Origin of the sequence: Limnospira sp., assembly GCF_051859755.1 — a bacterium.
Lineage (GTDB): Bacteria > Cyanobacteriota > Cyanobacteriia > Cyanobacteriales > Microcoleaceae > Limnospira > Limnospira fusiformis.
In genome coordinates, this window is record NZ_JBIMLI010000126.1 from 1 (window position 1) to 15318 (window position 15318).

General features: G+C 43.9%; 17 protein-coding genes and 1 riboswitch. Of the genes, 9 read left to right on the forward strand and 8 right to left on the reverse strand.

All coding sequences use genetic code 11. The annotated features are described in order from the left end of the window. On the reverse strand, positions 1 to 120 hold a 120-nt coding region (locus ACTIE0_RS18495), incomplete at its 3' end, for a MerR family DNA-binding transcriptional regulator (RefSeq protein WP_439516952.1). Between the two features lie 102 nt (positions 121 to 222). Then, positions 223 to 894, reverse strand: a complete 672-nt coding sequence (locus tag ACTIE0_RS18500) for a glycoside hydrolase family 108 protein (protein ID WP_006624399.1) — start codon at positions 892 to 894, stop codon at positions 223 to 225. 380 nt (positions 895 to 1274) lie between these two features. On the opposite strand from ACTIE0_RS18500, the gene ACTIE0_RS18505 reads away from it, so the two are divergent. From ACTIE0_RS18505 to ACTIE0_RS18525, 5 genes are all read left to right on the forward strand, one after another. Beyond that, entirely contained in the window at positions 1275 to 1484 is a 210-nt protein-coding gene (locus ACTIE0_RS18505; RefSeq protein ID WP_006617668.1) for a DUF2997 domain-containing protein, read from the forward strand. Between the two features lie 45 nt (positions 1485 to 1529). Further along, a complete protein-coding gene (locus ACTIE0_RS18510) occupies positions 1530 to 1916 on the forward strand; it encodes a DUF1257 domain-containing protein (protein WP_006624398.1) in 387 nt (128 codons plus the stop codon). Beyond that, complete coding sequence (locus ACTIE0_RS18515) at positions 1916 to 2350, forward strand: ferredoxin (RefSeq protein WP_006624397.1); 435 nt, start codon at positions 1916 to 1918, stop codon at positions 2348 to 2350. The genes ACTIE0_RS18510 and ACTIE0_RS18515 overlap by 1 nt, the downstream gene beginning before the upstream one ends. Positions 2351 to 2700: 350 nt before the next feature. Further along, a complete protein-coding gene (locus ACTIE0_RS18520; RefSeq protein WP_006668685.1) occupies positions 2701 to 3810 on the forward strand; it encodes a DUF262 domain-containing protein in 1110 nt (369 codons plus the stop codon). A 13-nt stretch (positions 3811 to 3823) separates the two neighbouring features. Further along, positions 3824 to 4117, forward strand: coding sequence for an MAE_28990/MAE_18760 family HEPN-like nuclease (locus ACTIE0_RS18525; RefSeq protein WP_039932539.1), 294 nt, complete (start codon positions 3824 to 3826; stop codon positions 4115 to 4117). Positions 4118 to 4153: 36 nt separating this feature from the next. Here the strand turns inward: ACTIE0_RS18525 and ACTIE0_RS18530 are convergent, their stop codons facing one another. Together ACTIE0_RS18530 and ACTIE0_RS18535 are read right to left on the reverse strand one after the other, a co-directional pair. Beyond that, complete coding sequence (locus ACTIE0_RS18530; protein ID WP_006668684.1) at positions 4154 to 5209, reverse strand: NB-ARC domain-containing protein; 1056 nt, start codon at positions 5207 to 5209, stop codon at positions 4154 to 4156. Between the two features lie 54 nt (positions 5210 to 5263). Beyond that, positions 5264 to 5515, reverse strand: coding sequence for a helix-turn-helix domain-containing protein (locus tag ACTIE0_RS18535; protein ID WP_006624390.1), 252 nt, complete (start codon positions 5513 to 5515; stop codon positions 5264 to 5266). 223 nt (positions 5516 to 5738) lie between these two features. On the opposite strand from ACTIE0_RS18535, the gene ACTIE0_RS18540 reads away from it, so the two are divergent. Further along, on the forward strand, positions 5739 to 7226 hold the full coding sequence (locus ACTIE0_RS18540; RefSeq protein ID WP_006668683.1) for a DNA methyltransferase: 1488 nt from the start codon (positions 5739 to 5741) through the stop codon (positions 7224 to 7226). Positions 7227 to 7331: 105 nt separating this feature from the next. Here ACTIE0_RS18540 and leuB read toward each other — a convergent pair whose 3' ends face one another. After that, positions 7332 to 8423, reverse strand: a complete 1092-nt coding sequence (leuB, locus tag ACTIE0_RS18545) for a 3-isopropylmalate dehydrogenase (protein ID WP_006624388.1) — start codon at positions 8421 to 8423, stop codon at positions 7332 to 7334. A gap of 118 nt (positions 8424 to 8541) precedes the next feature. Here leuB and ACTIE0_RS18550 point away from each other — a divergent pair, with 118 nt between their 5' ends. Further along, on the forward strand, positions 8542 to 9009 hold the full coding sequence (locus tag ACTIE0_RS18550; protein ID WP_006624387.1) for a universal stress protein: 468 nt from the start codon (positions 8542 to 8544) through the stop codon (positions 9007 to 9009). Positions 9010 to 9204: 195 nt separating this feature from the next. Beyond that, on the forward strand, positions 9205 to 10407 hold the full coding sequence (locus ACTIE0_RS18555; RefSeq protein ID WP_006668682.1) for a Coenzyme F420 hydrogenase/dehydrogenase, beta subunit C-terminal domain: 1203 nt from the start codon (positions 9205 to 9207) through the stop codon (positions 10405 to 10407). Positions 10408 to 10539: 132 nt separating this feature from the next. On the opposite strand, the gene ACTIE0_RS18560 is transcribed toward ACTIE0_RS18555, so the two are convergent. The 3 genes from ACTIE0_RS18560 to nadA all read right to left on the reverse strand — a co-directional run bounded on the left by ACTIE0_RS18560 (position 10540) and on the right by nadA (position 14185). Further along, positions 10540 to 10734, reverse strand: a complete 195-nt coding sequence (locus tag ACTIE0_RS18560; protein WP_006624383.1) for a hypothetical protein — start codon at positions 10732 to 10734, stop codon at positions 10540 to 10542. Positions 10735 to 10768: 34 nt separating this feature from the next. Then, positions 10769 to 10873: riboswitch (Glutamine riboswitch) on the reverse strand. 193 nt (positions 10874 to 11066) lie between these two features. Next, the gene (gene typA / locus ACTIE0_RS18565) at positions 11067 to 12857 is read right to left on the reverse strand and encodes a translational GTPase TypA (RefSeq protein ID WP_006624382.1); all 1791 of its coding nucleotides are present in this window, start codon (positions 12855 to 12857) and stop codon (positions 11067 to 11069) included. 362 nt (positions 12858 to 13219) lie between these two features. After that, the gene (gene nadA / locus ACTIE0_RS18570; RefSeq protein WP_006624381.1) at positions 13220 to 14185 is read right to left on the reverse strand and encodes a quinolinate synthase NadA; all 966 of its coding nucleotides are present in this window, start codon (positions 14183 to 14185) and stop codon (positions 13220 to 13222) included. Positions 14186 to 14313: 128 nt separating this feature from the next. Here nadA and ACTIE0_RS18575 point away from each other — a divergent pair, with 128 nt between their 5' ends. After that, on the forward strand, positions 14314 to 15210 hold the full coding sequence (locus ACTIE0_RS18575; protein ID WP_006624380.1) for a TIGR04168 family protein: 897 nt from the start codon (positions 14314 to 14316) through the stop codon (positions 15208 to 15210). The last annotated feature ends 108 nt before the right edge of the window (positions 15211 to 15318 follow it).

Here is a 15318-nt window from a genome sequence, read left to right on the forward strand (position 1 = left end):
TCGTTGCCCAGCGGGGGTTCTGATGGTCTCGATTGAGCCATTGTCGTCCCATCTGCGGAGTGTTCTTTCATGGACTCGAAGGATTTGGGCCGCTTCCTTGGGTTTGACATATCTGGCAATAGGTTTATCCTCAACCCTTCTCGCTTATTATACCATATTGCCCTAAAATATTAACCTAATTTGAGATTAAATCATGCTCTGTGATCAATCCCGGAATATCAATTAATTTTGAATCTGGCTAACATATCCCCAGAGACTATAATCACGACTGAGCCAACCATGAAAGAAAGCCATTTGACTGGGCTTTTCCTGAACCCGCTTATAACGATACAGGATGCGCTCATTAACAATTTGGAGAGCGGTAAACTTATTGTTACCCTGTGCGAGAGCGGCGCGAGTTTCGGCATCAAATACCCCCGTTTGTGGCAACCCCAGGGCTTGTTGTAAAAAAGTAATGGAATTATGAATGCCAAAGTTAACGGCTGTGTCAAACATGACGATCGCTAAAGCCGGGTGCATGGCGGGAGCGCCGCTACCTCTCCAATAGCCATCATAAATTTCCAGCATTTCCGCATCAGACATTTGTAGCACATCCAAGGGAGGTAAACCCCTGCTGGCACGATAGGCATTATACTCAGTTTGGAGAATACCCCTATAGGTGCGGCCGCCAATATCTGCCGGATGGTCACTAAAGCCACCCTCAAAATAGAGAGTAAATCCCAAAGCGGCATCAAAAAGTCGCTGTTCGTAATCGCTTTTACTGCGGGTACGAGCCAAGGTTTCGTGACCAATCAGGGGAATAGAAATAGCCACCAATAACCCCAAACCGCCAGCAATCAGGCGAGACTTGAGATTGATATGCTTCAGCTTACCAGTTGCTTGTTGTACATTCATAGATCTAACGAGTCCTTTGGTCTGGTGAGTTCACTCAACTCTCAACTAAGGATAGCAGCAAAGCTGACCAATCCCTGCCAGCCGTCTCCTACCCAGGCTCAGAGGGGAAATACAGAGAGCCGGAAGTAGATGTTATCGGGTCAATAGTACCATGCCTTGACGGTTCGGAGCATCTACGCGAAACTTAACATATAATGAACCTACTGCTTCAGGCATTGATAACTTTTGTCAAGTTCTCAGGGGTTTTTGTCCAACTGATTACCCCTGATGTCTGAACAGTGCAGTCAGAACCATCTGATTTAGCTGACAGCCTGCCTATATCAGAGATCTTCTCTGGTATCGGTATTGTATTAGACCACTTTGTGCAGTCGATTTAAGCTATGGAAACCCTAGAGTTTATCATCCATCCCGACGGCCGAGTTCAGGAACGAGTCACCGGAATTGTTGGTGCGTCCTGTGCTGAGGTTACGGCGGCGATCGAAGCTGAGTTAGGGGTGGTATTAAATCAGGAGACAACTTCTGAATATTTCGCCCAAGGGAATCACCAGTCTCAGAATGCCACTGCTCAAGTGGGTTTGAGTAACTGGTAAATTCTATCTATACCGTTCAAGCAATTCATTCACAATTTACCAACTATGTCACACTTTAGCCAAATCAAAACCCAAATTCGGAATATCACCTCTTTAAAAGCTGCTTTGACTGATTTAGGTATTGACTGGAAGCCTGGACCCCGCGAGGTTCGAGGTTATCGTGGTCAAACTCTGGCGGCGGAAGTGGTTATCCAACAAGAGAATGGTTATGATATCGGCTTCGCTTGGAATGGTCAGGAATATGAACTGGTGGCAGATTTGCAATTTTGGCAACAAGCTACCCCCGTTGATCATTTCCTGAGAAAAGTTACTCAACGTTATGCTTTCCACACTGTGGTTACCGCGAGTACGGCCCAAGGTTTCCAAGTTTCCGAACAGCACAATAATCAAGATGGATCGATCCGCTTAGTTGTTCAACGCTGGAGTGCTTAATGTCTCAATTGTCTGCATCATCACAACAGTCTCACTCAGAACGTTCGGGGTTAGAACCGGAATTGGGTGGGTTCTTGCGGGATGCACCTGAGCGTTCTGGGTTTGAGCCAGAGTTGGGGGGTACACTGCGCCAAAAAGGGGTTTATGTTGATGAGCCTACTTGTATTGGTTGCAAGCATTGCGCTCATGTGGCTAGAAACACATTCTATATTGAGCCAGACCATGGCCGATCGCGAGTGTTTCGCCAGGATGGAGATTCGGAAGATGTCATTCAAGAGGCGATCGATACTTGTCCGGTTGATTGCATTCACTGGGTTGACTATACGGAACTCAAAGTCCTTGAACAAGAACGTCAAAATCAGGTGATCGCTAGGGTTGGTTTTCCGGCTGAGGCGGCGATCGCACCCCGGAAACGTAAACAGTCCCCAAGGTAAACTACAATCAAACTAGGGGTAATTCGTCTATTATCCCCTAATCCCTAAATTATTACAAGTTCAGCAAAAGTGAGAACATCTTGCTTTTGCTTTTTTGTCGGGGAGTGTCAAATGCTCGGATAGACATTTCCCAGTGGTGGGGGGGTTCCCATTTCCCAAATATCTGGACAAGGGGGGATGGTTGGCGAAAAAAAAGGGAATTGGGGAGGAGTGATTTATAGATACTGGGTGGAATGAGACGAACTCGCAGATCAATGGAGCGATCGCGCCATGGGATGGTTTTTACACCATCGATTATATGCTGTTATAATGGGTTATAATCTCTTTTAAAATTTGCTACTTATCCCCCCATGTCATTACAACAAGAAATCGATAAACACAGACGAAATATCAAAACGGACAGCTACTCAATGTCAATCGGTGAGTTGATGAGTCTATATGAGCATAAAGAAATCGAAATTCGCCCGGATTTTCAACGTTATTTTAGGTGGTCAAACTACCAAAAATCATCATTTATAGAATCGATAGTTTTGGGAATACCGATTCCGCCAATTTTTGTCAGTCAAGGAAATGACGGTGTGTGGGAGGTGATTGATGGTTTACAAAGACTTTCAACTATCTATGAATTTGTCGGCATTTTGAGAGACAAACATCAAGATAAAGATACCGATTTCTATATTTTGGATTCTACCATGTACTTGCCTTCATTAAAGGGCAAAAAATGGGATGATCCGGACGACCAGGAAAATTCTCTGACTCCGACACAGCGTTTGTTGATTAAGAGAGCGAAAATTACGGTAAATATTGTTTTGCCAGAAAGTGATAGAATTATCAAATATGAGTTATTTCAGCGACTCAACACAAGGGGGTCGATCGCTACGCCTCAAGAAGTGAGGAATTGCATGGCATTAATGTTAGATAAAAATCTATATAATGTGATGCGATCGCTTGCGGAAAGGGATACCTTCAAAAACTGTATTGCTTTGAGCGATCGCCTCTATGAAGAACAGTATGATATGGAATTAGTATTGCGTTTCATGCTTCTGTTTGACCGGGATGATGAAAATCTTGAAAACATGAAAGGTGATGTCAGTGATTTATTGACTAAGGAAATGCGAGATAAAACCATCGATAATAATTGGAATTTTGGCGATATAGAAACAGCCTTTGATGTGACTTTTAAGATCTTGCATGAAACGATGGGCGATAATAGCTTTAAGCGATATAAACTCGAAGATGATAGATTTCTGGGTGGGTTTTTATTGTCTGCCTATGAAGTAATTGCCCTCGGAATAGGGTATCATTATAAAAATCCCCTTCACAAAGATCGAGTCTGCGATCGCATCAAGGGCATTTGGTCAAATCCAACCTATCGCCATAATTCCGGTGCTGGAGTTAATGCAACCAGACGTTTACCCCATCTAATTAAATTGGGTCGAGAGGTATTTTCTCCCCTATGAAAATGCGAACGACTTGGCAGCGAATGCTTATCTGGACTATGTTCGCCTGCAAAAGCTGAATTATCAAGAACTTTCGAGCAATTTTTTGGCTTTGGCGATGAAGGAAAAACTGAAGAAGTCAAAAGAGACCAATAAACCTTCAGTCTATATCCCTATCTGCGAATTTTTTATTTCGGAGTTAAATCAAAGGTCGATTTTACCCAAAGATGCGATCTCGACCGCCTCGAATCTATCCTCGGAGATTTTTAAAGAAATCACTGCCATATATACCTCAACCACCCCGAATAACTGCGATCGCTCTCTTTAGCCACATCACTATACCAATCCATTCTACCAATTCCTATCACTTTTGACAACGGATCAGATACTCCCTCAATACCGGACACACCTTAAACAACAGCCGATTTTCTCGAATTTTCGTAACTATATATCGCTGCTGTAAGGACTGTAACCCGTTAATTAAGTCCATTGATGATAACTGTAAACTCTCGGTTAAATCTTCTCTAGTTACAGGTTTATCTAACTGGCTCAACTCTAATATAAGTTGCTGTTCTATGGGTGAGAGTCGCTCAAATAGCTGCTGAAAACCAAACTGCATTTCTGGGGTGATTATCAAGCTATTCTCGGCTAAAAAATCAGCGACATGACCATCAAAAATGTTGTGGATGATAAAAGCAATCTGTTTCAAATAACCAGGATTTCCCTGATATAATTGGATTAACTTTAACCAATTATCCTCATCCTTCAGCAGTCCTCCTCCCATAGTTCTCAGGATTTCTACATCCTCTAAACCGGATAACTCTAAAGATTTTATCGGATATAATTGCTCATCTAAACACTCCATCTCTCGACATTTCTCTCGACTGATTAATATAACATTACTCTGATGTTCTAAGTCGGCGATCGCCCGGAAAAAGTTTTGATAATCTTGATAGTCTCTTTCGTATTGTCCGACTAATGCGCCTCTCGTAAACAGATTTTGTACATCGTCCAGGATGATTAAACAGTGCTTTTCCGTGAAGAAACCTAATAGTTGTTTAAGGCGATCGCTCACAGTTCCTTTTGGTTCTTTTTCGCTAACTTTCAATAAATCATTAACTAGCGATGTCAACGATTCTGGAAATTTTAAGTTCCTCCAAATTATTACTTCAAATCTATCTAAGTGCTGATCTACAAATCTTTTAACTAGAGTAGTTTTCCCAATACCAGATACTCCTAACACCGAAATTAAACGACTCTTTCCCTTATTTAATAACCAATTTTCCAGCATCTTTAATTCCGTTTCTCGTCTGGAAAAACCAATAATTTCAGGCGCTAAACTTAAATCGATTTTCTGGAATATATCCTCGTGTCGTTGCTCCCTATTTGGGGGTTGACTAGGAGATGAATAAAATTGCAAATTATGACTACTTTCTATGGTATTAATATGAATGAATTGTGATGAGTTAAATTCTCACCGTTCAAAGGTTGAGCGAAAGTTATTTTTTTTGATATCCTCACCTAATGCTTCAGACAATATTTGCCATAATTTATAACCAATATCTCTAACATAACGCTCACTCAAATGAGATAAATCGGCAATTTGATCATAGGTTTTACCTTCCCATACTCCCTTAATCACAGTTTGCTGAGAGTCGTCTAAGTGCTTTTCTGTTTGCTGAAACACTAGATGATCTGCCAATTGTAAAACTTCTGTTACATCCATTGAACTTAAACAGGCTAATCGATTTAGCCATTATACCTTAGTTGATGCCCGTCATTTTACGTCATTTTACGTCATTTTACGTCATTTAGTTAATATTTATTCACAAAACTTACGTCATTATCTGATTTTTAAGTATAGCCAAATACCTAAAGTTTGTGGCATTGTCGTAATTAGACAAAGTGGAGATTTAACAAGTTCAACCCAACCACTTTGGTGAAAAATCATGGCTAATTATCTTTATTACGGTGACAACTTAGAGGTTTTGAGACGCTACATCAAAGATGATTCGGTTGACTTATGTTATATCGATCCGCCTTTTAATTCTAAGCGAAATTATAATCAAATTTATAATAATATTGGTTCGGAAGACAAAGCACAAGCTCAAGCATTTATTGACACCTGGGAATGGGACAATCGTGCTATGCACGGCTTTGAGGAAATCAGCACCAATTATAATGGTTTATTCACTGAGCAAGCTGTTTATTTAATCACTGGGTTAGAGAATGTATTGGGTAAAGGAAGTTTACTAGCTTATTTAGTTAGTATGACTTTAAGAATAACCGAAATTCACCGAGTTTTAAAACCTACCGGGAGCTTTTACCTACACTGCGATCCAACCGCCAGCCATTATTTAAAGTTAGTGTTAGATGCGGTTTTTTGTTCTCAGGGTGGCAATTTCTTAAATGAAATTATTTGGTGTTATCGTGGTGCTGGTTATCCCAAAAAAGATTTTGGTCGTCGTCATGATTTAATATTTCGTTATTCTAAAGGTAAAGAATTTACATTTAATTTAGATAGTGTCAGAGAAGAATACGCTGAAACTACCAAGAAGAGATTTAGTCACTATATTGGGAATAAAAGAGGTAAAAAAGATTTTGGTCAACAATCTTTAAATCCATTAGGTAAACAACCTGATGATTGGTGGGAAATACAACCTATAGCACCATCAGCAAGAGAGCGTTTAGGTTATCCCACACAAAAACCAGAAGCATTATTAGAAAGAATAATCAAAGCCAGTTCTAATGAGGGTGATATAGTATTAGATGCTTATTGTGGCTGTGGTACAACAGTTGCAGTGTGCGAAAAATTTAACCGAAAATGGATAGGAATTGATATTACCTATCAAAGTATTAGCTTAATCTTAAAAAGATTAGAAGATAGCTTTGGTAAGGGAGTATTAGAGACCATCAAACGGCATGGTATACCCAAAGACATGGAAAGCGCCATAGAATTAGCCAACAAAGCGGACGATCGCACTAGGAAAGAATTTGAAAAATGGGCGGTTTTAACATATACAAATAACCGAGCATTAATTAACCACAAAAAAGGCGCAGACCAAGGAGTTGATGGAGTCGTTTTATTTCAAGGCGATCAACAGACACCGGAAAAAATGATTTTCCAAGTCAAATCAGGAAAAGTCAAATCAGGAGACATTCGGGACTTAATCGGAACCATGACCCTACAAAATGCTAGTCTTGCGATTTTTATCACCCTCCAAGAACCTACTAAAGAAATGCTAACAACCGCAAAATCTGCGGGATTTTATCGCAGCCAATACATAACTGATAGTTGTGATAAGATTCAGATTGTTACCGTTAAGGATATTGTGGAGAAGCGACAGAGATTAAATATTCGGCTCAGTTATGAAGTGCTGAAAAGTGCCGAAAAACAGAAACTGGTTAACTTTAAGCAAGGGGAGTTCGACCTTTGAGCATTCTTCAAAATCTCATAACCTTATGAAAATAGCGATCGCCTCCCCAAAATTAACCCCAGAATTAAGCTAACCGGAAGCGATCGCATGATCAGGGAATTGTCATCAACCCTGTTCAGACACAGCCTTTAATAACATATCCCCCATTTCCCGACAGCCTACCGCCTTCATACCCTCAGACATAATATCCCCCGTGCGGTATCCCCAATCCAGAACCTTTAACACCGCTTTCTCAAGGCGATCGCTCGCTGCCGGTTCATCCAAACCATAACGCAACATCATAGCAGCACTCAATACCTGAGCCAACGGGTTCGCCTTATCCTGTCCCGCGATATCTGGAGCCGAACCGTGTACAGGCTCAAACACCCCAGGACCAGAAGCACCCAAACTCGCCGAAGGTAGCATCCCAATACTTCCCGTTAGCATAGCCGCCGCGTCTGAGAGGATATCCCCAAACAAATTACCAGTCACAATAGTATCAAACTGTTTCGGCCAGCGCACCAATTGCATAGCCGCATTATCCACATATAAATGAGACAATTCCACCTCTGGATAGTCCGCCGCCAGAGCCATAATGCGATCGCGCCATAACTGAGAAACATCCAGAACATTAGCCTTATCCACCGAACACAGGCGACCCTGGCGTTTTTTCGCCGTTTCAAACCCCACCCGTCCAATCCGGTCTATTTCCGATTCTCCATAGGCCATCGTATTGACCCCTCGTTTTTCCCCCGTCTCCGTCTCAAAAATACCCTTGGGTTGACCGAAATAAATACCCCCCGTCAACTCTCGCACCACCATAATATCTACCCCTTCCACAACTTCCCGCTTCAGAGATGACGCATCAAGCAAGTGAGGCAAAATAGTAGCCGGACGCAGGTTAGCAAATAGCCCCAAACCTGCTCTCAGTGCCAAAAGTCCCGTTTCTGGGCGCTGCTGACGCGGTAAATTGTCCCACTTGTAGCCACCGATCGCCGCCAGCAACACCGCATCACTATCGCGACAAGCCTGTAATGATTCCTCTGGTAGCGGTTCCCCTGTAGCATCAATAGCCACTCCCCCCATGAGAGCTTCTTTAAATTCAAAATTTAGGTCTAATTGTTTACCAACAGCCTTGAGGACATCCACCGCCACCGCCATAATTTCGGGGCCGATGCCATCACCTGACAGAAGGGTAATGCGGTAGTTTTGGGTCATTTTGATATCGTTTCATATATTGCAGTGCAACCTTATATCATAACAGGAAAATAGATAATTTCCTCTGATACTGTCAATAAAGGGGTATCATAAATTTAAGGCGTATTTGGTTCGGGTTATGGAATATTCTAAAATTCTGGTGGCCATTGATAGGTCATCCCAAAGTAGGCTCGTGTTCCAAAAAGCATTTCACCTCGCTAAAGTAGAACAGGCGGAACTGAAGATTTTTCATTGTGTGGGACTGTCTCCCCTGGCTTTTGGTTCGGCTGGGGATATTTATGGACAGGGGTTGGGACGGGCGGCGCAGGTGCAACAAGAACTTATGGCTAAGGAAGTTGAGGAGGTCAAAAGTTGGCTACAAACTTTTTTAGATGAGTGTGAACAGCAGGGGATTAGGGCTACATCTGAGTATAAAATTGGTGAGGCAGGTTATTGGATTAGAGAAGTGTCTTTATCCTGGAATCCTGATTTAGTCGTCATGGGAAGAAGGGGACGTTCCGAACTGGCTGAACTGTTTCTTGGTAGTGTTAGTAATCATGTGATCCATCATCTCAGGTGTTCCGTTTTGATAGTTCAAAACCCTTAATAAAAAAATAGGCATTTGAGGGGCGATCGCCTTTTTAATGATTAGGATATCTCCCCTTCATCAATTCTCCTATTACTGCCCCCAGGGGTAAAAAAAAACTTATAATTATACAATAAATTCTCAGGTAATCCCCAAGTGGTCGCCTCAATGCTAAAATTGAGCCACTGAATCTTACACATAACAAACACGCTTTCAATGACTTCATTACAGCAACCTCACTCGCATCAGAAAGCCAAAGCCCTTAAACCCGGAAGCCGTCGCCCCGCTAAAGCCCTCTGTAGCGAATGCGGTCTCTGCGATACCTACTATATCCACTATGTCAAGGAAGCCTGTGCTTTTCTTAACGAACAGATCGCTAACCTCGAAGAACAAGCCCACGGCAGATCCCGTAATTTAGACAACTCAGATGACCTGTATTTTGGGGTTCATCAGGATATGATGGCCGCCCGCAAAAAAGAACCTATACCAGGCGCACAGTGGACAGGCATTGTCAGCACGATCGCCTGTGAGATGCTTAACCAAGGTATAGTCGAAGGGGTGGTTTGTGTCCAAAATACCAAAGAGGATCGCTTTGGACCTATGCCGATCCTCGCCCGCACCCCGGAGGAAGTTCTCGCCGCCAGGGTTAACAAGCCTACCCTCTCCCCTAACTTATCAGTTTTGGAAGAAGTAGAGCGATCGGGTATGAAAAAATTACTCGTTATCGGTGTAGGATGTCAGATTCAAGCCCTTCGTGCCGTTGAGAAACAAATGGGCTTAGAAAAACTCTATGTTCTCGGTACTCCCTGCGTTGACAATGTTACCCGCGCCGGTCTACAAAAGTTTTTGGAAACTACTAGCCGATCGCCCGAAACCGTTGTCCATTATGAATTTATGCAGGATTTCCGCGTCCACTTTAAGCACGAAGATGGTTCCACCGAAACCGTCCCATTTTTTGGCTTGAAAACTAACCAACTTAAAGATATTTTTGCCCCCTCCTGTCTCAGTTGTTTTGATTATGTGAACTCACTTGCTGATTTAGTGGTAGGATATATGGGGGCTCCTTTTGGCTGGCAATGGATCGTCGTTCGTAACGATCGCGGACAGGAAATGCTCGATCTGATTCAAGACCAACTGGACACTCAGCCCGTATCTTCCCAGGGCGATCGTCGCGCCGCCGTTCAACAGAGCATCCCCGCCTACGATAAAGCCGTCACCATACCCATGTGGGCAGCTAAAATGATGGGGGTAGTTATTGAACGCATTGGACCCAAAGGCTTAGAATATGCCCGCTTTTCCATCGACTCTCACTACACCCGCAACTATCTCTATGTCAAACGCAATTACCCAGAGAAACTAGAGAATCACGTCCCCGATTTTGCTAAACGGATTGTAGCACAGTACAAACTACCAGAATAAAAAAAAGACCCCCGTAAGGGCTGACTGGGGCAGGGTAAAATTAGCAGTCAAAAAACTGGCTAATTTTGTCAAAATCCCTGTCTCAGTTCTCGAAACATATCATTTGTCAGGAGGAAACCACCCCAATCTCTGTTATGCCAGTCGGTAAGCCAATACTGGAACAATTAAGACCAGCAAAACTGACCAAGGTGCATAAACCAGACTGATCAATAAACAGACAAATGCAGTCCCCCTCGCTCCAACTTTAACAACCTCCTCAGAAGTGTGAAAACTCAAGTAAATCGCCAAGCAAGCGACGGAAAAAGCCACCAAAGAAGGTACAAACATTGTACTGACTCCCTTCAACCAACTGTCAAAATGTGGCGCGTTCCTTCGGGCATGGGTCCCTACTTCCGTCTTCCTCAGAACGTTAACCAATAACTGGACAAACGGCCAGTTGAGTTAACGGGTGGGGGAGATGAACGATTTGCATATTTTATCAAATATAACACAATTTATTATATGTCAATAACCTTCCTTGAAATTGGGGTTAAGATTTCCTGACGGTTCCCTGTCCCCGGCTCAGAAAAATTGAGGGGCGGGTGCGCGCTGTATTGTCTAATATACAGCCACAGCAACCCGCCCGCTGAACCCTAGCGCCAAGGTAGTTTTAGGTAGGTTTAGCGTTTAACCAACTTTTTACTCACCTTACGCAGACGCACGGACTCAGGAGTAACCTCCACCAACTCATCAGGGCCGATATATTCTAAGGCACGTTCTAAACTCATATCCATGGGAGTCTGTAATTGTACCAATTCATCCCCAGTAGCAGAACGGTGGTTAGTCAACTGCTTAGTTTTGCAGACATTTAACTCCAGGTCTTGGGGTCGGTTGTGTTCCCCAACAATCATGCCTTTATAAACCTTAGTTCCCGGGGTAATGAAAAACACACCCCTATCCTCAGCATTTTTCAGGGCGTAGAAAGTGCTAACCCCCTCTTCAAAAGAAATTAACACCCCATTGCGTCGCGCTTCAATATCTCCACTCATGGGACGATATTCTAGGAAACTGTGGTTCATAATCCCTTCACCACGGGTCATCCGCATAAATTCCCCCCGGAAACCTACTAAACCACGGGCGGGAACTACAAATTCCAATTGGCCACGACCATTACCCCCCATACGCATATCCTGCATTTCGGCGCGGCGCTGACCCAAGCGTTCCATACAACTCCCTACAGCCTCTTCTGGAACATCTAAAACCAGATATTCAAAGGGTTCGCAGGGTTGACCGCTAACTTCTCGGTAAATTACCTGGGGTTGGGATACTTGGAACTCGTAACCCTCCCGACGCATATTTTCAATTAAAATACCTAGATGCAGTTCCCCACGACCGGAAACCATGAATTTATCAGGGGAGTCGGTTTCTTCAACCCGTAGGGCAACGTTGGTTTCTAATTCTCGCATTAAGCGATCGCGTAATTGTCGAGAAGTGACATAAGTACCTTCTTGACCAGCAAACGGGGAATCATTCACCGAGAAAGCCATTTGCAAAGTCGGTTCATCCACCCGGATTAAAGGTAAAGCCTGGGGTTCATTAGGGCAGGTGATGGTTTCCCCAATATTAGCATCACTGAAACCAGCCACAGCTACCAGATTTCCGGCGCTAGAGGATTCTAAATCAATCCGGCTCAGGCCTTCAAATCCCATTAACTTGGTGATTTTGCTACGAACTACCTCGCCATTTTCTTTCGCTAAAGCAGCCTGTTGTCCGGCTCTAATCACTCCATTATGGATTTTACCAATAACGATACGGCCTACATATTCGGAATAGTCTAGGGTGGTAACTTGCAGTTGTAGGGGTTTTTCTGGGTCGCCTACAGGTGGTGGTACATGGTCGATAATGTAGTCAAATAGGGGTTTCATGTCTACCCCTTCTTCTTCCAAGTCCTGTTTGGCGTATCCTGCTAAACCTGATGCAAACAGATAGGGGAACTCGCACTGGTCATCATCTGCCCCCAGTTCCAAGAATAAATCTAGGACTTTATCAACTGCGCCATAGGGTTCGGCACGAGGGCGATCGATTTTGTTAATCACCACAATGGGGCGGAGTCCCTTTTCTAGCGCCTTTTTCAGGACAAAGCGCGTTTGAGGCATCGGGCCTTCGTTAGCATCGACAATCAGTATACAGCCATCAACCATACCTAGCACCCGTTCCACTTCTCCGCCAAAGTCGGCGTGACCGGGGGTATCGACAATATTAATTAGTGTTTCTCCGTAGCGAACGGCGGTATTTTTAGAGAGAATGGTGATTCCCCGTTCCCGTTCAATATCATTGGAGTCCATAATACAGTCCGGGACATCTTCCCCTTCCCGGAAAATACCGGACTGTTTGAGAAGAGCATCTACTAATGTGGTTTTGCCGTGATCGACGTGAGCGATAATAGCAACGTTGCGAATGGGAAGAGACATACTTGATCAGTTGGGATAACAGAGATTATCTGGAAATGCAAAAATTTCACATCTCTTAATAATTTTAACCTATCTGGCCGAAACTCACAAAAAAACCTTTCGTCTCACCCCCTCCCCAGAAGCCGGGTTTATTCATGTTCTCGCCCCCACCTACCCCCGCAGGAACTACCCTAACCCAAAAGCTGAGTTTATTTATCTTCTCGCCCCCACCTACCCCCGGAAGAACTACCCCAACCCAGAAGCCGGGTTTATTTATCTTCTCGCCGCTAGTCGAGGAACTAGCGGAACGCCGCCCCTACATGAGATCGCCCTCTCCCAGAGGTAGACAGAGAGGGGGTGTCAAATTCTCTATTCCCTATTAATTAACTCATCTCTAACATCCGCTGAATAGGTCGCCAAGCAGCCTCTATGGTAGATTTAGGTAAGGTGATTTCTGGCTGTCTATTTTTCATAGATAAATAGAGTTTTTCGAGGGTATTTAGCCTCATGTGGGGACACTCATTGCAGGCGCAACTGTTTAGGGGGGGCGCGGCAATAAACAGTTTGTCGGGAGCCTCTTTTTTCATCTGGTGAATAATTCCAGGTTCTGTCACTACAATAAAGGTGGAATTAGCACTTTCTTTGGCATACTTTAATAAAGCAGTGGTAGAGCCTATATAATTGGCATGACGTAAAACTGGGGGTTCACATTCGGGGTGAGCAATAATTTCCGCGCCGGGATATTCAATCCGTAGTTGCACAATTTTCTTTTCGGAGAAATTCTCATGCACCATGCAAGCCCCCTCCCATAATAGCATTTCTCGTTGAGTTTCCGCCATGACATAGCGCCCTAAGTTGCGATCGGGTGCAAAAATAATTGGCTGATCTGCGGGAATTTGGCTAACTATTTTGACGGCATTAGCACTGGTGCAGATGATATCACTCATCGCCTTAATGTCGGCAGTGCAATTAATATAAGATACCACTAAATGGTCAGGATGGGCAGCTTTGAAGGCAGCGAAAGCATCGGGAGGACAACTATCAGCTAGAGAACATCCTGCATTAAGATCGGGGAGTAAAACCTGTTTTTCTGGATTGAGAATTTTAGCGGTTTCTGCCATGAAGTGAACCCCCGCAAAGACAATAACATCTGCATGGGTTTCGGCAGCTTGGCGCGACAGTCCTAGGGAGTCGCCAATATAATCAGCGATGTCCTGAATATCGGGGTCTTGGTAATAGTGGGCCAGCACGATCGCATTAAGGTCCTTCTTTAAAGTGGCGATCGCCTCAAACAAGTCCTCTGGCTTCTCATATTCAGTCGGTTGTCGGTCTAAAGTCGCTGCAAACATCAGTTGACCTCTGGTTTGTGATTCTCTAATTCCTAATTATAGTTGAATTCACCAAAAAGAGTAAAGCCAGAAATCTCAACCTGGGGTCGCAACAACTTATCCTAGAAAAAAACGTACTATCAGATACAATGAGCCCATCACCGGAATTAACTATCAAAATTGCCCTCATTGGAGATATCCACGACCAATGGGAACCAGAAGATGAGATAGCCTTAAAACAGTTGGGGGTAGACTTAGCCCTATTTGTAGGTGATTTTGGTAATGAAGCCCTAGAGGTGGTCAAGGCGATCGCTAACTTAGATTTACCCAAGGCGGTAGTGTTTGGAAACCATGATGCTTGGTATAGCATGACCGAATGGGGTCGCCAAAAGTGTCCTTACGATCGCACCATGGAAGACCGGGTGCAAACCCAAATTGATATGCTGGGACCCGCCCACGTGGGCTATGGAAAACGAGATTTTCCTGAGTTAGGATTAACGGTTGTGGGTACTCGACCCTTTAGTTGGGGGGGGCCACAATGGACAAATCAAGAATTTTATCAAACCCGCTTTGGTGTCAACAGCAACCAAGAATCAAGCGATCGCATTTTAGCCCAAGTTAAAAACGCCGCATTTGACCAGATTATTTTTTTGGGACATAACGGCCCATTTGGTTTAGGAGATACCCCAGAATCACCCTGTGGTAAAGACTGGAAACCTATTGGCGGCGACTATGGCGACCCAGACTTTGCCGAAGCTATTACCCAAACCCGCAATTATGGAAAAACTATCCCCCTAGTCGGTTTTGGTCATATGCACCACACCCTCCGCCATACTAAAGCCTATCTGCGGAAATCCCTAGCTGTCGATGAACATCAGACTATATATCTTAATGCTGCCAGCGTCCCACGCATTCAAGGCACAGGACCTGATAAATATAGACATTTTGCGATCGCTATACTTAAACAGGGTCAAATTCGGGAAGCCTCCCATATTTGGGTCAACTCACTCGGTCAGATCATCCAACAACAACATCTATACCCATAGACCACAAAAATGGACCGCCTCCCTTTCTCATGTAAAACTCCTGGGAGGGTTGGAAGCTCCGTGATTTATCGCGGAGAGGAAAACCGACTCAAGCGGCTGACCGCCGCC